We start from the raw sequence: 20439 nt of genomic DNA, 5'->3' as shown, positions 1-20439 counted from the left end.
TTCACAGGATGTTCAGACTCCGGTACTCGACGACCCGTTCCGGGGCTCGTCATCGGCACTGCCCTCCACCTCGGCGACGGAATCGGGTGACGACTCTGCATTGGAATCGGGTGACGACTCGGCGTTGGTATCCGGCGCTGCCTCAGCGCCGGCATCGGGATCCTCACCGTTGGCTTCAGCGATGCGACGACGCGCGATCTCCTTCGGATCATCGACCATGTCGATCTGTGCGCCGACGCGGTACTTGCGTGCTTTCCGCCGGCCCGCCCAGTCGAGGATCAGTGCCAGCAGTCCGCCGAGGAACAGCCCGCCGACGCCGAGAATGAGCAGCAGCAGGCCGGCTCCCTTGCCCACGGTGTAGCCGGTGGGGATCGCTTCGGGATCGACGAAGAGGGTGAGCGCACCCGCGACGAGAACGCCGAGAATCGCACCGAGTCCCATGAACACCGAATACTTGGGGCTGCGACGAACGGCGACGTCGATCTGGTCCTTCATGATCTCCTCGGGCATCGGTGTCAGTGGCGGGTCAGAGGTGCCCGCATTTCACGTCGCGGACAGTCTAGTCGAGATCACCTCCGTCGATTCCCAGGCAGTTATCCGACTGATCCCATAAGGTAGAGGCAGGCACAGTAGGACTTCTCACATAGGGGTGGACATGTCTCATACGATCATCGTCGGAGTTGACGGCTCCGCCAACAGTCAATGTGCGCTGCAGTGGGCGATCAAGCATGCACAGCTGACCTCCTCCGAGATTCGCCTCGTCGCGGCCTACACCGTTCCCGGCGTCAACATGAGCCAGGCCGACATCGTCTACCCAGCCGATTTCGACGTAGCAATCAAACGATCGGTCCAGCAGCTCGTCGACGACAGCGCCAGAACCGTCACCGACGCCTCGGTGCCGGTCTCGACCGTGGTCTCCCCCGGAGATGCCTCCGGAGCGCTGGTCGACAACTCGAAGAACGCCGACCTCGCCGTCATCGGCGCCCGCGGCCGCGGCGGATTCGCCGGTCGCCTGCTCGGGTCCGTGGCCTTGGCGATGCCCGCCCACGCACACTGCCCCACCGTGGTCATCCCCAGCACCTGGCCAGAGCGCCCGCTGCCGGAGAGGCCGCTGCCGATCGATCTGCCCGTGCGTTCCTCCTCCGCGCAGACGACCGCTGCCGAGTCCGGCGACAGGCGCCCGGACTTCACCGGTGAGATCATCGCCGCGATCGACCCCTTCGAAAGCGACGGCCCCGTCCTGCGAGAGGCAGCAGTGCAGGCTCGGATCTACGGTCTGCCCCTGCACCTGATCGGCATCACCGCCGCCCATGTGCTCTCGCCGGAGTGGATGCCCAGCGAAACACACCTGGAGAAGATGTACGACGAGGCCGTGACCTCGCGCGAAGAGGCGGCGAAGTCTCTGGCGGAGGAATTCCCCGAGGTTGAGGTCCGCTGGTCGATCTTCGATGCCCCCGCCACCGAGGTGCTCATCAGTGCCACCTACACCGCCGAACTCATGATCATCGGCTCTCGCGGCCGCGGCGGCTTCGCGTCCACCATCCTCGGCTCGACTTCCCAGGCAGTCCTCTCACACTCGGCCTGCCCCACCCGCGTGGTCCGCGTGCTCCGCCGAAAGGGTGGGAGAAAGCGCTGACGCTCCGCGAGAGGAACTCAGCCGAGGGCGATGAGGCCGATGCCGGCCACGACGACCACGGCACCGGTGAGCTTCATGGCGATGTTCTTCTCCCCGAAGAACCACCAGGCCAGCAGTGTGCCGACGATGATCGAGGTCTCTCGCACAGGGGCGACGAGGGACACCGGGGCCTGCTGCATGGCGAAGAGGACGAGCAGGTACGCCAGCGGGGAGAGGATGGCGACGGTGACCAAGGCTCGTTTGTGTCCGGACACGATCGACCTGAAATCCGCGCGCCGTGACGGCCCGCCGGGGATCGTCACAATGCCCAGGGCCATGATGATGGCGACGCAGGCCTCGGAGACGGCGAAGTAGAGCAGCGGTGAATCGGTGATGTGGTTGACGGAGAAGTCATCCCAGAGCGTGTACGAGGCGATGAAGGTTCCGATCAGCCCACCCCAGGCCAGACCCCGCCCCACGCCGTGGCTGCTTGTCGCTTGACCTCCGCCGATCGCCTGACCTCCGCCGACTCGCTTCGGGCGCACGGTCACGACCGCGATCCCGGCGATGACGACGAAGGCGCCGATGGTCTCCGGTGCCGTGGGCCGCTCCCCCAGGAACAGCACGGCGATGATGATCGTGATGATCGGGCCGACCCCGCGCGCCGTGGGATAGACGACGCCCAGGGGCGCATGGTCGTAGCCGGTCTGCAGGGACACCGAGTAGGCGATGTGGAAGATCGCGCTGAGTGCAGCGGCTCCAAGCAGGCTCGGACTGAACTCATGTGTCCCTGAGGCGAGCAGCCAGATCGCGATCGGGGCCAGAAGGATCGCTGAGAGTCCGTGATAGGCCAGCACGAAGGCGTAGCCCTTGCCGGAGACGGACTTCGCGGCGATGTTCCACAGGGCATGGGCCACCGAGGCGAAGAGCACCAGCCCGAGGACGGCAGGGGTCATCGAAGACCGTGACCAGACCGCGTCACAGCGTCAGGACCTCACAGCTTCACGACGACGGTCTTCGTCTGCGTGTACTCGTCGAGGGCTTCGATGGACTTCTCGCGGCCGTAGCCGGACTTCTTGAACCCTCCGAAGGGCAGTTCGACTCCCCCGCCAGCACCATAGGTGTTGACGAAGATCTGCCCGGCCTCCACCTCGGCGGCGACCCGGTGGGCGCGCGAGATGTTCTGCGTCCACAGCGCCGAGACCAGACCGTAGTCGGTGCCGTTGGCCAGGGAGATCGCCTCTGCCTCATCGCCGAAGGTCATGGCCACGACGACTGGTCCGAAGACTTCTTCCTGCGCGATCTTCGAGCCCGGGGAGACATTGTCCACGATCGTCGGCCTGATGAAGGCACCCCCGGCGAGGTCGGCGGCGAGCCCCTCGGGGCGGGTGCCTCCGGTGACGATCTGGGCGCTGCCGATGTCGGAGAGGAACCCTTCGACGCGGGCCTGCTGCTTCGTCGAGATCAGGGGCCCGAGCATCGGATCATCGGAGCCGTACCCGATGGTCACCTTCTCCATGGCGGCCGCCATCTTCTCGATCACCTCGGCGTGGATGTCCTGGGCGACGATGAGCCGGGACCCGGCCGAGCAGGTCTGACCGGCGTTCTGGATGATCGAGCGCACCAACGACGGGATGGCGGCGTCGACATCGGCGTCGGAGAAGACGATGTTCGCGGACTTTCCACCGAGCTCGAGCACCGTCGGGATGACTCGATCGGCGGCGGCATGGGCGATCTGCGAACCGGTCTGGGTCGAGCCGACGAAGCCTAAGTGCGCGATGCCCGGATGCGCGGCCAACGCCGCCCCCGCCTCGGCGCCCAGGCCTGTGACCACGTTGAACGCACCGGCGGGGAAGCCCACGGAATGGATGAGTTCGGCCAGGCGGACCGTGGAGCGTGGGGTCTCATCGGCGGGTTTGGCCACGGCGCAGTTGCCGGTGGCCAGCGAGGTCGCCGCGGCACGGCCGATGAGCTGGAGCGGATAGTTCCAGGCCACGATGTGTCCGGTCACGCCGTAGGGTTCGCGGCGGGTGTAGACGTGCATGTCCTCGGACATGGGGATCGAGTGCCCGTAGTAGGACTCGATGGTGTGACCGTAGAACTCGAAGTAGCGGGCACAGACGTCGACGTCGGCGTAGGCCTGAGTCAGGGGTTTGCCCGTGTCCTCGGATTCGAGGCTGGCCATCTCATCGCGGTTGGCGCGGATCACCTCGGCGGTGGCGACCAGCAGCTTCGATCGCTGCTCGGTGCTCGAGCGCTTCCACTCCTGCTGTGCCCGGGCCGCGGCTTTGACCGCCCGGTCGACCTCGTCGGCTCCGCCTCGGGAGACATCGCCGAGGTGTTCCCCTGTGGCCGGGTCGACGTTGGCGTAGGTGGTCAGTGAGGGGACGTGGCGTCCGCCGATGAATGAGGTGGTCTGGGTGATCTGGGCGTTCATCGCCGGCCTTCCAATTCTGCCGATGTGTACAGCGGGACGAAGTCACTGATGTCCGCGCGGGTACCCGAGGCGTCGACGACACCTTCGGCCAGTGCTGCGGAGAATTCGGTCTTGCCGGTCACGATCTCCAACCACACCTGCGCCGAGGTTTCGACGACGTTGGACGGCGTCCCGCGAGTGTGACGGGGGCCGGGAATGCACTGGGTGACGCCGAAGGGTGGGACGCGGACCTCGACGCTGTTGCCCTCCGCCCGTGAGGCGAGCTCCTCGAGAGTGAAGCGCACCGCGGTGGCCAAGGTCGACCTGTCCGCTGTTGCCGCATCGGCCTCGGAATGGGCCACCCACATCTCGAGTGCGTTGCGGCCCTCGTCAGGGTCTATTCTTCTGCGAATCGCCATCAGTGACTCTCCCTCTTACCTGATACTCGCTATATCTTCACCCACGTTGATCTGCCCGACAACTGCCGTCCGCCCCTCGGAATCGGTGCCGCCGGTGACGGACTCGGTGATCTCTGTGATGACCTCGCCGAGGAGGTCGTCGCTGATGTGTGGAATCGCTCCGGCCTTGCGCAGCAGGGTCAGCGCCACGAGCCCCGTGGCCCGTGAGGACCCGTCGAGGCACTTCAGCGCCACCGAATACCCGGACTTCGTGGCCATGACGATGACGCCTTCGGCTCCGCCCTTGGCGAAGATTCCGAGGCGCTCGATGACCGTGGTGTTCGGTCTGCCATGGCCTTCGATCGCCCAGGGCTCAGCGAAGACCGCCTGCATGAGGGTGCGAGCCTCGGGCGCATGGGAGGCAAAGTCTTCCGTCGCCGAGGTGGTCGCCGAGTCTGCCGGTCCCGTCGAGTCAGCGTCGGCTTCTGTGCAGCCCAACTGCACTACGCGGCCGATTCCCCTCGCCAGGCCGGTGAGGCTGAGGGCGAAGACAGGAGCTCCGCAGCCGTCGGTGCCGAGCGCGGCCGGGGTCTCACCGGCGAACGCCTCGACCACCTCGGCGATTGTCGCCTGCACCGGATGGGCGGGCTCAAGGTAGGTCGCGGTCTCGGCCCCAATGGCGGTGGCGGCCATGAGGAACGCTGCATGTTTGCCTGAGCAGTTGAAGTACAGGCGCGATTTCGGGTCGCCGGTGCCGGCTTCCTGCAGGCTGCGTCGGAAGGCACCGTCGGCGGGATGAGCAGACGGACAGCGGAGGTCGTCCACGCTCAGGCCAGCGGATTCGAGCATCCCGGCAACCGCCTCGGCGTGGCCAGCCTCGCATTTGTGGGACGCGGTCGCCAGTGCCGCCCAGGTGCCGGTCACCTGCTCTGTGAGACTCATCGCGGCGATCGCTTGCAGCGGTTTGAGGCTCGATCGGGTGAACACGGGGGCCTCCGGTGCGCCGAGGCTGATCAGGGGTGATCCAACCGGGTCGAGGACGACGGCGGAACCGATGTGGCGGGATTCGACGAACCCGCTGCGCTCGACGGAGGCCAACTCGGCGGCGTCGGCGGAAACGAAAGTGGAAGGAGTCACGCACTCAAGCCTACGACCTTATAGTCTGGTGGGGTGAAGGTTCTTGTCATCGGTTCGGGCTCCCGCGAACACGCCCTCGTCCTTGCTCTCAGTCGCGACCCTCAGGTCGACGCCGTCATCGCCGCACCCGGCAACCCGGGAATAGCTGCGATCGCGCACACCGAAGCCGTCGATATGAACGACGCCGTGGCAGTCACCGCACTCGCGGAGACGCTTGACGTCGACCTCGTCGTCATCGGCCCCGAGGCACCGCTGGTCGCCGGGGTCGCCGACGCGCTGCGTGAGTCCTCGTTCCCGGTCTTCGGACCCAGCTCCGAGGCCGCGGTTCTCGAGGGGTCGAAGGCGTTTGCGAAGGAGATCATGGAGTCCGCGAACGTGCCCACAGCACGTGCCGTGGTCGCCTACACCCCCGACGAGGCGGCCGCTGCCCTCGACGATTTCGGTGCCCCCTACGTGGTCAAGGCCGATGGTCTGGCAGCGGGCAAGGGCGTCGTCGTGACCTCGGATCGCGCCGAGGCTCTGACCCACGCCAGCTCCTGCCTCGAGGTCTCCGACCGGGTCGTCATCGAGGACTACCTCGACGGCCCCGAGGTCTCCCTCTTCGTCCTCTGCGACGGCCAGCACACATTGCCGCTGGCTCCGGCCCAGGACTTCAAACGCATCGGCGACGGTGACACCGGACCCAACACCGGCGGCATGGGCGCCTACTCACCCCTCCCCTGGATCCCGGCCGGCACCGTCGATGACATCATCACCACCGTCGCCCAGCCTGTCGTCGATGAGATGACCCGCCGCGGCACCCCGTTCGTCGGCCTCCTCTACTGCGGACTCGCCCTGACCTCGAAGGGCATGCGAGTCGTGGAGTTCAACGTCCGCTTCGGCGATCCCGAGACCCAATCCGTACTCGCCCGCCTGCGCAGCCCGCTGGGACAGACCATGCTCGCCGCCGCCGAGGGTCGCCTCGACGAGGTCGGTGACCTCGACTGGGATCCACGCACCTCGGTGACCGTGGTCATGGCCGCCGAGAACTACCCGAGCACACCCCGCACGGGCGACATCATCCGCGGACTCAACACGGCCGACGACCTCGACGACGTCCACATCCTCCATGCGGGGACCGCCCGCGCCACCGATACCGGCGCCGGGTTCGCTCCCGAGGACACCGTCATCTCCGAAGACGTCGCCGAGACCGGAGACATCGTCACCGCAGGTGGCCGCGTGCTCTCCGTCGTCTCCTTGGGCAATGGCCTCGACGAGGCACGGGCCAAGGCCTATGCCGCCGTGGACGAGGTCAAATGGGACGGCGAACAGCACCGCACCGACATCGCCGAGGTGGCTGCCCGCGGGCAGATCGCCGTGGCCGACTTCTACCCGGCCCCTGAAGAGTCAGCCCCCGCAGCGACTGGACTCGACTCCCAGGCTCCCGAGCTTCCGGGCTGGACGCATGTCTACTCGGGCAAGGTCCGTGACCTCTACATCCCCGATACGGCTGCCGATGCCGCCTCGGCCGAGCAGCTGCTCATGGTCGCCTCGGATCGCATCTCCGCCTATGACTGGGTTCTGGACTCGGAGATTCCCGACAAGGGCAGGGTGCTCACCGGCCTGAGCCTGTGGTGGTTCGACCAGCTCTCCGACGTCATCGGCAACCATGTCATCAGCTCCGATGTCCCTCAAGCAGTGGCCGGGCGCGGCCTCATCGTGAAGAACCTGTCGATGCTGCCCATCGAATGCGTGGCCCGTGGCTACCTCACCGGCTCCGGCATGGCCGACTACAAGGCCACCGGATCCGTGTGCGGAATCCAGCTGCCGGCCGGTCTCATCGAGGCCGACCGTCTGGAGCCCGCGATCTTCACGCCCGCGACCAAGGCGGAGCTGGGCGACCATGACGAGAACGTCAGCTTCGCTCAGATCACGGAGACCATCGGCGCCGAGGCGGCCGAGAAGGCCCGTGACCTGACGATCGAGATCTACCAGCGGGCCGAGGCCATCGCCCGCGAGCGCGGCATCATCCTCGCCGATACGAAGTTCGAGTTCGGGACCCTGCCCGACGGGACGATGGTCCTCGGCGACGAGGTGCTCACCCCGGATTCCTCACGCTTCTGGGATGCCGAGAGCTACGAGGCAGGCCAAGCGCAGGCGAGCTTCGACAAGCAGTTCGTCCGTGACTGGCTGACCAAGGAGTCCGGCTGGGACAAGTCCTCGGACACTCCCCCGCCGGCACTGCCCGCCGAGGTGGTCGAGAAGACCCGGGCCCGCTATATCGAGGCCTTCGAGAAGCTCACCGGCCAGAAGTTCCCCGCCTGAGGCTGAGCACAGCAACAACAGCTCTCACACCGACACAACTCTGATACCGACACAACGCCGCACCGCCGATACACCGCTGCACGCAGTGGTTACGGCGGTGCGGCGTTGTTTCGCGGGGCGGGCTGACCCCGACCCTGACCCTCACCTCACCCAACGACATCGCGCGAATATCGCAGACGTGACCACTGATTCAGCAGGGAAATATGCTGACTAGTCATTGTTTTCAACTCGAAACCATCTCATACAACGGAATCGGTGGATTCACCCCACCGGTTCCGCTATTCTGTGTGACCAGGGCCACACGGCCCCACAAGGGTCCACACAGCCCCACACGGCCCCACACAGGCCCACACGCAGACATGCAACACGGTTGGAAGTGACGATATGCATTATTGGAATGGCAGCTATCACGAAGGCAGCGGCAGACCCTTCACCCTCGTCAACCCCGCCACCGGTGAGACGACCGGAGAGTACACACTCGCGAACACTGCCGACGTCAACGAAGCCGTCGCCTCGGCGAAAGCCGCCTACCCCGCATTCAAGGCACTGACTCCAGGCGAACGTGCGGAGCTGATGCTCGGTCTCGCCACCCAGCTCGAGGCTCGCGCAGACGAACTCGCCGAACTCGAGTCCATACAGACGGGCAAGTCCATCCGCCTGGCCAAGGAATTCGACGTGCCCGGCTCCATCGACAATGCGAAGTTCTTCGCCGGTGCCGCCCGGCAGCTCACCGGCTTAGCCGCCGGCACCTATTGGGAGAAGTCGACGTCGATGACCCGGCGCGAACCCCTCGGCGTCGTCGGTTCGATCGCCCCGTGGAACTACCCGCTGCAGATGGCCGCGTGGAAGATCTTCCCCGCCGTCGCGGCCGGCAACACGATCGTGCTCAAGACCTCGGAGATGACTCCGGGAACCTCGCTCATCCTCGCCGAGGCCGCCACCGCGGCAGGATTCGCCCCCGGTGTCATCAACGTCATCGCCGGTGATGGGCTCGAAGCCGGGGAAGCGCTCATCACCCACCCCGACGTCGTCATGTCTTCGTTCACCGGCTCGACGAAGGTCGGCCGGCGCATCATGGAACTCGCCGCGGCCAAGGGCTCCCGCGTCCACCTCGAACTCGGTGGCAAGGCCCCGTTCGTGGTCTTCGACGACGCCGACATCGAGGCCGCCGCACGTGGCGCCGTGGCAGGGTCGCTCATCAACTCCGGTCAGGACTGCACCGCGGCCACACGGGCCATCGTCGCCCGCGAGCACTTCACCGCCTTCACCGATCGCGTCACCGAACTCATGAGCGGCGTGCGCGTGGGCAACCCGACTGACCCCGCCACCGACATGGGCTCTCTCATCTCCCTGACCCACCGTTCACGGGTCGCCGAGGTCGTCGACCGGGCCCGCGAAACCGGGGCCCGGATCCACTGCGGCGGAGCGATCCCGACGACGAACCACCTCGGCGAGGCCCTGCCCGGGAATACCGAGTCAACGGCCTACTATGCGCCCACGCTCATCAGTGGAATCGACACCGACGCCGAGGTGTGGCGTGAGGAGATCTTCGGTCCCGTCCTCGTCGCTCTCGCCTTCGACACCGACGATGAGGCCATCGAACTGGCCAACGACACCCCGTACGGCTTGGCGGCGAGCGCGTGGACGACGACCACGAACCGCACGATGCGCGCCGCGGCCGACATCGAAGCCGGGTGCGTGTGGATCAACGAGCACATTCCGATCGTCTCCGACATGCCACACGGCGGGTACAAGGCCTCCGGATTCGGCAAAGATATGAGCCAGTACTCATTCGATGAGTACACGCAGGTCAAGCACGTGTTCATCGACCAGCACGAGGACCCGCACCACGAATGGCAGGACACGATCTTCACGTCCTGAGCACTGGTGCACATACAATGACAGCCAGGCGGGCGCGTACGGCGCGCCGGCCTCACCTTCGACAAGGAAGTCGGGAGGGATCATGAACCTCGACGTTCTCGACGTCAGCATCTTCGACGGAGACTCCGTCCTGCCTGCGAACCGCATCAGCATCCGCGACGGAATCATCACCGAGATCGGCACCGGAACCGCCGCAGACCCGGCCGAACACACGATCACGGCCACGGGCAAGCTCATCACCCCCGGGTTCGTCGACGCCCATGTGCACACGACCTTCGGCGGGCAGGAGTCCCTGGCCTGTGACCTCAGCGAAGCCCAGGGTCTGCAGGCCTCGCTCGACGTCATCCGCAACTACTTGGCCGCAACGGCCGAGTCTGCCGTAGCGAACTCTTGGGTCACCAGCGGCGGATGGTCGATGTCCGACTTCCCCGGCGGGGCACCGAGTGCTGCGATCCTTGACGAGCTGAGTCCCGAGCGCCCCATCATCCTCCTCAGCGCCGACCATCATTCGGCGTGGGTGAACTCGAGGGCCATGGACCTCGCCGGACTCGACGACTCCACTCCCACCCCGCCTGGCGGCGTCATCGAGAAGGACGAATCCGGGACACCGACCGGGTGCCTGCACGAATCTGCCATGGACCTCGTCTCGATCCACGTCCCCGACGCCAGCGATGCCACCGTCCGCGCCGGACTCCTCGCCGGGCAGTCCTTTCTCCATGCCTTCGGCGTCACCGCATGGATGGACGCCATCGTCGGCGACTACTCCGGGCACCGCTCCCCCTTCGACGCCTACGTCCAAGCAGAGGACACAGGCGAACTGACCGCCGAGGTGGTCGGGAGTCTGTGGTGGCCCCGTGACGTCGACGACATCGACGCCCAGGTCGCAGCCCTGGTCAGGCAGCGGCGAGAACAGGGACAGTTCCGCACCACCTCGGTGAAGTTCATGCTCGACGGAATCGTCGAATCTCGCACGGCCGCCATGAGCAGTGAGTACGCCTGCCCCTGCGGTGGCTTCGGCACCAGCTACTTCACCCGCGAGCACCTGCACCGATCCTTCGCCGCCCTCGACGCGGCCGGCTTCGACATCCACTGCCATGCGATCGGCGATGCGGCCAATAGGGCGGCCCTCGACGCGTTCGCCGCCATCGAGTCCAACCCGGGCACCACCGCACGCGGGGACAGCAGCCGCCGGCACCACATCGCCCACGTTCAGGTCGTCGACCCCACCGACATTCCCCGCTTCGCCCAGCTCGGAATCACCGCGAACCTGCAGGCCCTGTGGGCATGCCACGACCAGCAGCTGCTCGACCTCAATCTTCCCTACCTCGGGGCCGAACGCAGCACCTGGCTCTACCCGTTCAAGTCCTTCGCCCATGCCGGGACTCACCTGGCCATGGGCTCAGACTGGCCTGTGTCGACACCGAATCCCTGGGAGGCGATCCACGTCGCTGTGAACCGTTCACACCCCGATGCCGGCGACCCGGCCCCGCTCCTGCCCGAACAGGCCATCGACCTGGCCACCGCGCTGCGCGCCTACACCTCCGGGTCCGCGCACCTGCTGCGCTCGGAGGCCAACGGCAGAATCCGCACCGGCCAGATCGCGAACCTCGCACTGGCCAGCGCCGACCCCTTCGACCTCGAGCCGCTGAGACTGGCCGAGGTGCACAACGAAATGACGATCGCAGGCGGCCGCATCGTCCACGACGCCACCACCGCTGAAAGGCAATCATGACCACGACAGCCACTCCCGATGCACCGGCGCCCACACAGCTTCAGCACTTGGAAGTTCAGGGGGTGAAGAAGGTCTTCGGTGACAACACCGCGATCGAAAGGCTCGACCTGTCGGTGCGCAAGGGCGAGTTCCTCTCCCTGCTGGGCCCCTCCGGCTGCGGCAAGACGACCCTGCTGCGCATGATCGCCGGTTTCGAAGCTCCCACCGACGGGGCGATCCTGCTCTCGGGAAAGGACATCGTCAGCCTCCCACCGCACAAGCGCCCGGTGAACACGGTGTTCCAGTCCTACCTGCTGTTCCCGCACATGAACATCGCCGACAACATCGCCTACGGTCTCAAACAGTCCAAGACCCCGAAGTCCGAGATCACCGAGAGGGTCCGCGAGGTTCTCGCCCTGGTGCAGATGGAGGACTTCGCCGGGCGCAAACCCGAACAGCTCTCCGGCGGTCAGCAGCAGCGCATCGCCCTGGCCCGAGCCCTGGTCAACCGACCCCAGGTCCTCCTCCTCGACGAACCGATGTCGGCCCTGGACCGGAAGCTGCGTGAGGAGATGCAGCTCGAACTCAAACGCCTCCACACCCGCCTGGACACGACCTTCGTCTTCGTCACCCACGACCAGGACGAGGCGCTGGCGATGAGCGATCGCATCGTGGTCATGTACAACGGCGTGATCCAGCAGATCGGAACCGGTGAGGACATCTACGCGAACCCGGTCAACGGCTTCGTGGCCGGCTTCATCGGCAAGCAGAACTTCGTCCCCGCCGAGGTGACCGAGATCAACGGTTCCACCGCGACGTTGAGAACGGCGAACGCTGTCATGGAAACACCCACCCTCGACATCCGACCCGCCTCGGCGACGGGGTCGGCATCGACGCTGAGCGTCGGGGACAAGGTGCGGGCCGCCATCCGCCCCGAACGCATGCGCGTGGCCCCCGCCGGGACCGGGGAATTGGCCGCGAACTCCGCCCGCGGTCGCATCCTGTCGGTGTCCTTCCTCGGCGACGTCATCCAGTACATGCTCGTGGCCGGGGACAACGATGAGCTCCTGGCCCGGGTGCCGGCGGCCGGCAATGAGCTGCTGGCTGCCGACGCCGAGGTGGACCTGAGTTGGAATGCCGACGACGTGGCCGTCTACGACTACGAGGGCGGTGTCTGAGATGGCGGGCAGGATTCCCGACGTGCGCTTCCTGGCGCCCCGGGCCGCATCGGCGAGGCTGAGCAGGCGAGCGCTCTTGGCCGGATTCGGTGTCGTCGGTCTGGGTGCGCTGAGCGCCTGCGGCCGGAACACGACGATGGCGAAGTCGCCTCCCACCGACGGCGAGCTCGAGTCGAAGCTCAACATGTACTCCTGGGGCGACTACGACAACCCGGACCTCATCGACGCGTTCAAGAACAAGAACGATGTCCTCGTCCAGGTCGACTCCTTCGGTTCGAACGAGGAGCTCATCGCGAAGCTCTCAACCTCGCGAGGAACGTCTGGGTATGACGTTGTGGTGCCGACCGGATCGAATATTCCGCAGATGCTCAAACACAATCTGCTCCAGGAGATCAACCTCGACATGATCCCGAACTTCGAGCACATGGATCCGAACTTCACGAACCAGTACTTCGATCCCGACAACAAGTACTCGATCTGCAAGGCCTGGGGCACCACCGGATTCGTCTACAACACGAAGAAGATCACCCGCGACATGAGCAGCTGGCAGGACTTCATCGATGTCGCACAGAAGGAAGCCGCCGGGACCACTTCACTGCTCGAGGACCCGTGGGAGGTCTCGGCCATCGCACTCGCGGCGCAGGGATACAGCCTCAACACCCAGGACGAGAAGGAACTCGAGAAGGCGCGCTCGATCATCCTCGACCAGCTGGCGCCGAACACGAAGGCCTATATCGGCAACGCGGCCACGGGCATGATCCAGGGCAGCTTCTCACTGCTGCAGGCCTTCAACGGTGACGCCCGGCAGGGACTGAGCGAAGTATCCGATCCCGAGAACTGGAAGTTCGTGTTCCCGACACCCTCGGCGAACCTGTGGACGGACTGCTGGGCCATTGCCACCGGAGCCCCGCACCCCGATTCCGCGCACGCCTTCATCAACCAGATGATCTCGCCGGAGACCGCGGTCGAACAGCTCGACTACATCGGCTACCCCATCGGCACGAAGGGACTGGCCGAGCAGGCGAAGGAAGCCGACCTCGATCAGCAGGAGCTCATCTTCCCCGCCCAGAAGGTCCTCGACCGACTCGAACCCAGCAAGCAGACCCCGGCCGATCAGATCCGCACGAAGATCTACGCCGATGCGCAGGCAAGGAGCGGAGCATGAGCACGCAGGCAGCCACACCAAACGAGAAGGATCCGACCACGCAACGGCCGAGTCGAAGGACTCAACGACCGACCAAGCCCGGCGGAATGTCGGCGAAGTTCTTCGGCGCCTCGGCCCTGTCGTTTCCGACCTGGGCATATGCGCTCTTCTTCTTCATCATTCCCGTCGCTCTCGTCATCTTCTACAGCTTCGGCTACAAACCCGACGAGTTCACGGCCGTGGCCACGGACAAGCTCTCCTTCGGCCGGTACCCCGATGCCATGTCCGCCAGCTTCGTGTCCACGTTCTTCGCGACCCTGCGGATCTCGATCGTCGGCACGATCCTGTGCCTGATCATCGCTCTGCCGTTCGCCTACTGGCTGGCCATCAAGGTCTCACCGGCCAGGCGGTCGCTGGCTCTGGCGTTGGTCATGGTGCCGTTCTGGACGAACTTCCTGGTCCGCACCCTGGGGTGGCAGATCATGCTCTCCCCCGACGGCTTCCTGTCCAATTGGATGCAGGGCCTGGGGATGCTCGATGGGCCTCTGGACATTCTCTACACACGCACGGCTGTGCAGATCGGTGTCGTCTACAACTATCTGCCGCTGATGATCCTGCCGCTCTTCGTGGCCATCGACTCCGCAGGTCAGAAGCTGCGAGAGGCCAGCTACGACCTCGGCGCGGGCAAGGTCACAACGTTCCTGCGCGTGACCCTGCCGATGGCGATGCCCGGAGTCGTCTCCGGGTGCCTGCTCGTGTTCATCCCGCTCAACGGTGACTACGTCACGGCCACCGTCCTCGGCGGGGCGAGCGGGTCGATGATCGGTCAGCTCATCGCCAACCAATTCAATACGGCCCAGAACTGGGCCGTCGGCGCGGCGATGGCGGTGATCCTCATTCTTGCCACCCTGGTGGTCGTCGGGGTCGGCTTCGGTCTGCTCAAACTCGGGCAGGCGATCGCTGCGAAGCTGGGCAGTGTGCCGCTGAAAGATGGGAGGGCCTGAGATGTCGAAGAAGAATACGTTCGCTCGTCGCACCCCGACGGACATCGGTCTCCACGTCTGGGGGATCCTGGTCTTCGCCTACCTGTTCATCCCGATCGCGGTGATCATCGCGTACTCGTTCAACACCGGCAAGGTGCTGGCGAACTTCCGCGGCTTCGGCCTCGACGCCTACATCTCCGGGATCAACAACGACGTCATCATCTCCTCGGTCGTCACCAGCCTCCAGGCCGCGGTGGGCGCGGCGCTCGTGTCAACGATCTTCGGCACCCTCGGCGGTGTCGCTCTGGCCCGCGCCCCGAAGGGCGCATGGTGGGCCCTGGGTCTGACCGCGATCCTCGGGCTCACGCTGGTCACACCCGAGATCGTCGACGGCATCGCGTTCCTGCCGTGGTTCGTCACCGTCGGCGTCGATTGGGGCATCACACCGTTGAACAACGGTCTGGTCAGACTCATCATCTCCCACTCGATGTTCTCCATGGCGATCGTGACGTTCATCGTCCGGGCTCGGCTGGCGGGCATGGACACGCAGCTCGAGGATGCGGCCGCTGACCTGGGCGCGACCCCGTGGAATCGGTTCAAGGACATCACCTTGCCCATCGCTGCTCCCGGCATCCTCGCCGGTGCGCTGATGTCGTTCACCGTCAGCCTCGACAACACGATCCTCTCCAGCTTCGTGCAGCAGCCCGGCTACACCCCGTGGCCGGTCTACATCTTCTCTGCGGTGAAGGTGGCCCTGCGCCCCGAGGTCGCAGCGATCTCGACCCTGATGTTCCTCCTCACCCTTTTGGCCCTGGCCTTCGTCGGCTTCGTGCTGCGCAAGGCGGGTGGAAGTTCGACAGAGATCATCAAGACGATGGCCGGCTGATCCCCGGCACCCTCGCCGAGGTGGGGCCCGGTTCCGCACTCCGGTTCGGTTCGTCTCACTTCACCATCACCCGAATTCTGTGACACGCTCACACTGCGAAGATTGTCGCCTGGCCTGATGAACGCCGCCGGGCAGAAGGAGAAATGACATGGACGTCACCGCCGCATTGGCCGACGCATCCACCGTGCCGTTCTGGCTCGATTCCGATCAGCGTCCCGAGCCCCTCCCGCCGCTGACTCGTGACCTCGAGGCCGACCTCGTCATCGTCGGAGGTGGTTTCACCGGTCTGTGGACGGCGCTGCAGGCGAAGGAACGCGATCCCGGGCGCCACGTCGTCCTGGTGGAGGCGAATTCGATCGGCTGGGCCGCCTCGGGGCGCAATGGAGGGTTCTGCGCCGCCAGCCTCACCCACGGCTATGACAACGGTGAGTCCCATCTGCCCGCTGAGAACGAGCGTCTGGCGCAGCTGGGGTTGGACAACCTCAACGAGATCGAAGCGGCTGTGACCCGGTACGGCATGGACGTCGAGTTCGAACGCACCGGTGAGCTCGACGTCGCCACCGAGGACTACCAGGTTCCCGAGCTGCGAGAGGCTCATGATCCCGAGGCCGGCTTCATCTTCTACGATCAGCAGGAGTTGGCGCAGATCGTGAAGTCGCCGACGTACAAGGGTGCACTCTGGGACTCTCGCGAGGTTGCGATGGTCAACCCGGCCAAACTGTGCTGGGAGCTGCTGCGGGTCATCCGGGAACTCGGCGTCGAGGTCTTCGAAGGCACGAAGGTCACCGATGTCAGTGACCGGAAGACGAACGTGCAGATCACAACCCTGGTGACGTCCCAGGCGCTGGAGGACTGTGCAAGCGCTCCGTGCAGCATCATCACCGCCAAGCGGGTGGCCCTGGCGACGAACGTCTTCCCCTCGCTGCTCAAACGCGTCAGCCTGCACACGGTCCCGGTCTACGACTACGCTCTGATGACCGAGCCGCTGAGCGATGAGCAGCTGACATCGATCGGCTGGGACGGCAGGCAGGGCATCGGTGACTGTGCGAACCGATTCCACTACTACCGACTGTCGGCAGACAACCGGATTCTCTTCGGCGGGTGGGACGCTGTCTACCACTACGGGCGGCAGGTGTCGTGGAAGTACGATCAGCGGGCTGAGACCTTCGAGACCTTGGCCGCGCACTTCTACAAGACGTTCCCCCAGCTTCAGTCAGTGAAGTTCACCCACAAATGGGGTGGGCCCATCGACACCTGTTCGCGGTTCTTCTCCTTCTTCACCACGGCCTACGGCAAGAAGGTCGCCATGGCCGCCGGCTTCACCGGACTCGGCGTGGGCGCCTCGCGCTTCGCGGGCACCGTCATGCTCGACCTGCTGTCTGGGCAGGACACCGAGCTGACCCAGTTGGAGATGGTGCGCAAGCTCCCTCTGCCCTTCCCACCTGAGCCAGTGGCCTGGTTGGGCATCCAGATGACGACGAATGCCCTCATCAAGGCCGACGGCAACGAGGGCCGGCGCGGTCCGCTGCTCAAGGCCCTCGACGCAGTGGGCATGGGATTCGACTCCTGAGGCTGACTGTGGGGTCCGCGGTTCGTGGCGTCCGGTTCGTGGCGTCCGCAGCTCGGACCGAAGGCGGGAGTTCCCTCCGTGCTTGATAGACTTTGAGCGAGCGCGGGAGGAACTCCCGAACACTTTCTTGAAGGAGCAGAACACGCATGGCACGTGTCGTCGTTGAGGTGATGCCCAAACCCGAGATTCTTGACCCTCAGGGTAAGGCGATCTCCGGTGGAATGTCCCGACTCGGCTTCACCGGTTTCGGTGAGGTACGACAGGGAAAGCGCTTCGAACTCGAAGTCGAGGGTGAGGCCACCGAGGAGGTTCTCGCGCAGGCTCGCGAAGCTGCAGAGAAGCTCCTGTCGAACCCGGTCATCGAAAACGTCGTGGCCGTTCGCGCCGTCGAGGAAGCCTGATGACCGCAGTCGCCAACGACCCCACCGTCGCCGAGGCTGGTGCTGAGTCCGGAGTTTCGATCGGTGTTGTGACGTTCCCCGGGACGCTCGACGATCGTGATGCCGCACGTGCCGTTCGTCTTGCCGGCGCGAAACCGGTGAACCTCTGGCACGCAGATTCCACGCTTGCCGGTGTCGACGGTGTCATTCTGCCCGGCGGGTTCTCCTATGGGGACTACCTGCGCTGCGGTGCAATCGCGGGCTTCGCTCCGATCATGGAGGCCGTGGTCTCGGCCGCGAATGCCGGAATGCCGGTTCTGGGTATCTGCAACGGATTCCAGATCCTGTGCGAATCACACCTGCTGCCCGGTGCCCTCATCCGCAATGACCACCAGCATTTCATCTGCCGTGACCAGGAACTGGTCGTGGAGAACACGAATACCGCCTGGACCGGTGACTACACACAGGGCCAGACCATTCGCATTCCGCTGAAGAACGGTGAAGGCGGGTTCGTTGCCACCGATGAGGTCCTCGACGAACTCGAGGGCACTGGTCGTGTGGTCTTCCGCTACCAGGGGCTCAACCCCAACGGTTCTCTTCGCGACATCGCCGGCATCACCAACGAAGCCGGAAACGTCGTCGGACTCATGCCTCACCCTGAACACGCTGTCGAGGCCGGTTTCGGCCCCGAAGACGGTGGCGGCATCGACGGTCAGGGGTTCTTCTCCTCTGCCGTTCGCACTCTGGTCAAGGGCTGACCTCACCGACTGACCCGGCAATACTGGCAGGCTGACGACACCAGGTCCCGACTCCACGGCAACATGCCGGGCGTCGGGACTTGGTGTCATTTCCATCCTGTTGCCAGCTGATGTGATCACCGCCCCTTAGTTATCGATGTACACCGTCAGCGGCACTGAGTCCTCGAGGTCGCCGCATTCTGCAGTGATGACGTACTTGCCCCACAGGTCCTTGTCTGAATCCGCCAGGTATCGGACTGACGCGGCCTCATCCTCACCAGCGAGTTGGCTCTTTTCCCAGACCTTCGTCTGACCATCCGCATTCTTCTTGAATACTCGGAAACGGATCTCATCGTCGGCCTCGCAGTTGACCATTGTGAGATTGACTCCGGGCCCGCTGAGCACCGTGTCGTTCGTCTCCGGCTCCGGGCTCACCAACAGAGTGCCATCTTTGTATTCACCGCGGTCGCCCTCGATGAGGTCGACTCTGGCGGTCATCTCCTTCACCCTCTCGCCGTCTCGTTCAACAGAGACCGTGAAAGAGACGCCCAGTTTGGGCACCTCGTCCACCACGACAGCTCCGTCGAAGGGCCCGTCCTTCTCCACCACGGATTTCTCGTCGTTCAAACTCGTGGTGACGACGTCCCCAGCTTCGAGCCCGTCGACGGTGTATTCGATGCCCTTGCCGTGCGAGACTTCGTACGGTGTCATCGTCGCGTATCTCACGGCCAAGTCTTCTTTGTCTGACGCGGAGGCCTTATCCGCACCACCGTTTCTATCGGGTGTGTTGCCGAGTCCGGCAGCGGCCGCTGGGCCTGCTCCGAGCGCGGTGATACTGAGGGCGACGGTGGCTGCAAGTGCGAGCTTCTTCATGGTGATCATCCTTCTTTCGAATCATGGGTCCTTGCCAAGTACGTCTGCCGTATTCGGTTATGCCAGTGACACTACGAAGGATGGATGTGGGTTGTGGAGTTGTGTTCATTGTGGTCATGACAGGGCTGTCATGACGGATCTGTCACTCTGTGATGACAATGAGACTTGCTCACCGTCGAGCTGAGCTGAGGCTGAGTCGGGACTGAGATCTCTGAACCCAAACCAGTTCGCGCAGCGTCCCGAAGCGCTTCGTCGTTCCTGTTCAGTACGTTGCCGCAGTCATGGATGCGAGGTGGAGCCCTGCTTCTGCACGTCGCTGCACGTGAACCGGGCACAGTCGGTACTCATGTGGTGCACAGTTGCGAGGTCACACGCTGATTTCTTTGCGCGTCACGCGCGATCCGATTGTTATGGACTGTTTCGGTCCACTGCTGTGCTCACTGCTGGGCGGGCCCAGACCAGTGAGCACAGTAGTGGAGCCTGCAGCGGATCCGAGCACGCGGGCAAGCAGCTCGTGCCTGAATCCGAGTCAGTCCTCCACCCATTTGAGGCCGACTGCCGTCTCGAGAGTCGCTGACGCAGCATGCATCTCGACCGACCACGTCTCGTCACCGACGACGCCGTCGACGTCGGCCTCACCCCACTTCTGGAAGCCCTCCACGGCAGCCTTGGTCTCGCTTCCGAAGTTGCCGTCGGGTTCCCCTGGTGAGGGCCAGTCTCCCTCCACCGAGCCGTTCTTCAGCACTTCCTGCAGATCGGCGACGGCATCATGGGTCGAGCCTTCTTTGAGCACAGGCATCGGTCCGCCATCAGGCAGTGCTTCCCAGGTGTCTTCGCCGACGATGCCATCAACATCCAGTCCTGCTTCTCTCTGGAAGTTCTTGACCCCTTCTTCCGTGACGGCTCCGAATATTCCGTCGACCTCGACCGAATGGTCCGGCACTCTGCGCAGTGCTCGCTGTGCCCTCTTGACGGCGTCGCCTTGAGACCCTCTGCTGATGATGGGCTGGCCAGGATTGGACATGTTTCCTCCTCAATCGGTGCCGATGGATCCACGATGTCAGAAGCACCGGCTGTAAATATTTGTGGAAGCAGCCTTGCCGCCACGAACGTCAATCTATGACCGCTGTTCTGCTTGCGACAAGGGTCCGACGTGACTCACACGGCGTGCCCGCGACATGCTGTCGGCACAGTTTCGCTGTTTGAGTGATGGCACGCAGTTCGGC

General features: G+C 64.7%; 18 protein-coding genes. 11 read left to right on the top strand and 7 right to left on the bottom strand.

What is annotated here, in order from left to right; genetic code table 11:
* Positions 1-12: 12 nt before the first annotated feature.
* Complete coding sequence (locus LQ788_RS04005; protein ID WP_231445446.1) at positions 13-495, bottom strand: hypothetical protein; 483 nt, start codon at positions 493-495, stop codon at positions 13-15.
* A gap of 160 nt (positions 496-655) precedes the next feature.
* Between LQ788_RS04005 and LQ788_RS04000 the strand changes: the two genes are divergently transcribed.
* Positions 656-1636, top strand: a complete 981-nt coding sequence (locus tag LQ788_RS04000; RefSeq protein WP_231445445.1) for a universal stress protein — start codon at positions 656-658, stop codon at positions 1634-1636.
* Positions 1637-1653: 17 nt separating this feature from the next.
* Here the strand turns inward: LQ788_RS04000 and LQ788_RS03995 are convergent, their stop codons facing one another.
* The 4 genes from LQ788_RS03995 to LQ788_RS03980 are packed head-to-tail and all read right to left on the bottom strand — an operon-like array spanning position 1654 to position 5566.
* The gene (locus tag LQ788_RS03995; protein WP_231445444.1) at positions 1654-2571 is read right to left on the bottom strand and encodes a DMT family transporter; all 918 of its coding nucleotides are present in this window, start codon (positions 2569-2571) and stop codon (positions 1654-1656) included.
* Between the two features lie 38 nt (positions 2572-2609).
* Entirely contained in the window at positions 2610-4052 is a 1443-nt protein-coding gene (locus LQ788_RS03990) for an aldehyde dehydrogenase family protein (RefSeq protein WP_231445442.1), read from the bottom strand.
* Positions 4049-4450 (bottom strand): sterol carrier family protein, encoded by a 402-nt coding sequence (locus LQ788_RS03985; RefSeq protein WP_231445441.1) that lies wholly within the window; start codon positions 4448-4450, stop codon positions 4049-4051. The genes LQ788_RS03990 and LQ788_RS03985 overlap by 4 nt, the downstream gene beginning before the upstream one ends.
* Before the next feature lie 15 nt (positions 4451-4465).
* The gene (locus LQ788_RS03980; protein ID WP_231445440.1) at positions 4466-5566 is read right to left on the bottom strand and encodes an asparaginase; all 1101 of its coding nucleotides are present in this window, start codon (positions 5564-5566) and stop codon (positions 4466-4468) included.
* A gap of 33 nt (positions 5567-5599) precedes the next feature.
* On the opposite strand from LQ788_RS03980, the gene purD reads away from it, so the two are divergent.
* From purD to purQ, 10 genes are all read left to right on the top strand, one after another.
* On the top strand, positions 5600-7870 hold the full coding sequence (gene purD, locus LQ788_RS03975; protein WP_231445439.1) for a phosphoribosylamine--glycine ligase: 2271 nt from the start codon (positions 5600-5602) through the stop codon (positions 7868-7870).
* A gap of 384 nt (positions 7871-8254) precedes the next feature.
* A complete protein-coding gene (locus tag LQ788_RS03970; protein ID WP_231445438.1) occupies positions 8255-9751 on the top strand; it encodes an aminobutyraldehyde dehydrogenase in 1497 nt (498 codons plus the stop codon).
* An 82-nt stretch (positions 9752-9833) separates the two neighbouring features.
* A complete protein-coding gene (locus LQ788_RS03965; RefSeq protein WP_231445437.1) occupies positions 9834-11483 on the top strand; it encodes an amidohydrolase in 1650 nt (549 codons plus the stop codon).
* On the top strand, positions 11480-12640 hold the full coding sequence (locus LQ788_RS03960) for an ABC transporter ATP-binding protein (protein ID WP_231445436.1): 1161 nt from the start codon (positions 11480-11482) through the stop codon (positions 12638-12640). The genes LQ788_RS03965 and LQ788_RS03960 overlap by 4 nt, the downstream gene beginning before the upstream one ends.
* A 1-nt stretch (position 12641) precedes the next feature.
* Complete coding sequence (locus LQ788_RS03955) at positions 12642-13805, top strand: polyamine ABC transporter substrate-binding protein (protein WP_231445435.1); 1164 nt, start codon at positions 12642-12644, stop codon at positions 13803-13805.
* Positions 13802-14788 (top strand): ABC transporter permease, encoded by a 987-nt coding sequence (locus LQ788_RS03950; RefSeq protein ID WP_231445434.1) that lies wholly within the window; start codon positions 13802-13804, stop codon positions 14786-14788. The genes LQ788_RS03955 and LQ788_RS03950 overlap by 4 nt, the downstream gene beginning before the upstream one ends.
* Position 14789: 1 nt before the next feature.
* On the top strand, positions 14790-15653 hold the full coding sequence (locus LQ788_RS03945; protein ID WP_009881522.1) for an ABC transporter permease: 864 nt from the start codon (positions 14790-14792) through the stop codon (positions 15651-15653).
* 148 nt (positions 15654-15801) lie between these two features.
* The gene (locus LQ788_RS03940) at positions 15802-17223 is read left to right on the top strand and encodes an NAD(P)/FAD-dependent oxidoreductase (protein ID WP_231445433.1); all 1422 of its coding nucleotides are present in this window, start codon (positions 15802-15804) and stop codon (positions 17221-17223) included.
* 146 nt (positions 17224-17369) lie between these two features.
* Positions 17370-17624: a phosphoribosylformylglycinamidine synthase subunit PurS gene (purS, locus tag LQ788_RS03935; RefSeq protein WP_231445432.1), complete on the top strand. Its 255-nt coding sequence runs from the start codon at positions 17370-17372 to the stop codon at positions 17622-17624.
* Complete coding sequence (purQ, locus tag LQ788_RS03930; protein WP_231445431.1) at positions 17624-18361, top strand: phosphoribosylformylglycinamidine synthase subunit PurQ; 738 nt, start codon at positions 17624-17626, stop codon at positions 18359-18361. Before purS ends, purQ begins: the two co-directional genes overlap by 1 nt.
* Before the next feature lie 126 nt (positions 18362-18487).
* On the opposite strand, the gene LQ788_RS03925 is transcribed toward purQ, so the two are convergent.
* Together LQ788_RS03925 and LQ788_RS03920 are read right to left on the bottom strand one after the other, a co-directional pair.
* The gene (locus tag LQ788_RS03925) at positions 18488-19213 is read right to left on the bottom strand and encodes a hypothetical protein (protein ID WP_231445429.1); all 726 of its coding nucleotides are present in this window, start codon (positions 19211-19213) and stop codon (positions 18488-18490) included.
* A 529-nt stretch (positions 19214-19742) separates the two neighbouring features.
* Complete coding sequence (locus LQ788_RS03920) at positions 19743-20237, bottom strand: peptidoglycan-binding domain-containing protein (RefSeq protein WP_231445427.1); 495 nt, start codon at positions 20235-20237, stop codon at positions 19743-19745.
* Positions 20238-20439: the final 202 nt, after the last annotated feature.

It is taken from the genome of Brevibacterium zhoupengii (assembly GCF_021117425.1).
Lineage (GTDB): Bacteria > Actinomycetota > Actinomycetes > Actinomycetales > Brevibacteriaceae > Brevibacterium > Brevibacterium zhoupengii.
This window is presented reverse-complemented; position numbering and strand designations above follow the sequence as displayed.

What these genes read in the sequence shown, in the direction of transcription:
- LQ788_RS04005 (WP_231445446.1), bottom strand. Translation starts at nt 495, where the DNA reads ATGAAGGACCAGATCGACGTCGCCGTTCGTCGCAGCCCCAAGTATTCG.
- LQ788_RS04000 (WP_231445445.1), top strand. Translation starts at nt 656, where the DNA reads ATGTCTCATACGATCATCGTCGGAGTTGACGGCTCCGCCAACAGTCAA.
- LQ788_RS03995 (WP_231445444.1), bottom strand. Translation starts at nt 2,571, where the DNA reads ATGACCCCTGCCGTCCTCGGGCTGGTGCTCTTCGCCTCGGTGGCCCAT.
- LQ788_RS03990 (WP_231445442.1), bottom strand. Translation starts at nt 4,052, where the DNA reads ATGAACGCCCAGATCACCCAGACCACCTCATTCATCGGCGGACGCCAC.
- LQ788_RS03985 (WP_231445441.1), bottom strand. Translation starts at nt 4,450, where the DNA reads ATGGCGATTCGCAGAAGAATAGACCCTGACGAGGGCCGCAACGCACTC.
- LQ788_RS03970 (WP_231445438.1), top strand. Translation starts at nt 8,255, where the DNA reads ATGCATTATTGGAATGGCAGCTATCACGAAGGCAGCGGCAGACCCTTC.
- LQ788_RS03965 (WP_231445437.1), top strand. Translation starts at nt 9,834, where the DNA reads ATGAACCTCGACGTTCTCGACGTCAGCATCTTCGACGGAGACTCCGTC.
- LQ788_RS03960 (WP_231445436.1), top strand. Translation starts at nt 11,480, where the DNA reads ATGACCACGACAGCCACTCCCGATGCACCGGCGCCCACACAGCTTCAG.
- LQ788_RS03955 (WP_231445435.1), top strand. Translation starts at nt 12,642, where the DNA reads ATGGCGGGCAGGATTCCCGACGTGCGCTTCCTGGCGCCCCGGGCCGCA.
- LQ788_RS03950 (WP_231445434.1), top strand. Translation starts at nt 13,802, where the DNA reads ATGAGCACGCAGGCAGCCACACCAAACGAGAAGGATCCGACCACGCAA.
- LQ788_RS03945 (WP_009881522.1), top strand. Translation starts at nt 14,790, where the DNA reads ATGTCGAAGAAGAATACGTTCGCTCGTCGCACCCCGACGGACATCGGT.
- LQ788_RS03940 (WP_231445433.1), top strand. Translation starts at nt 15,802, where the DNA reads ATGGACGTCACCGCCGCATTGGCCGACGCATCCACCGTGCCGTTCTGG.
- purS (WP_231445432.1), top strand. Translation starts at nt 17,370, where the DNA reads ATGGCACGTGTCGTCGTTGAGGTGATGCCCAAACCCGAGATTCTTGAC.
- purQ (WP_231445431.1), top strand. Translation starts at nt 17,624, where the DNA reads ATGACCGCAGTCGCCAACGACCCCACCGTCGCCGAGGCTGGTGCTGAG.
- LQ788_RS03925 (WP_231445429.1), bottom strand. Translation starts at nt 19,213, where the DNA reads ATGAAGAAGCTCGCACTTGCAGCCACCGTCGCCCTCAGTATCACCGCG.
- LQ788_RS03920 (WP_231445427.1), bottom strand. Translation starts at nt 20,237, where the DNA reads ATGTCCAATCCTGGCCAGCCCATCATCAGCAGAGGGTCTCAAGGCGAC.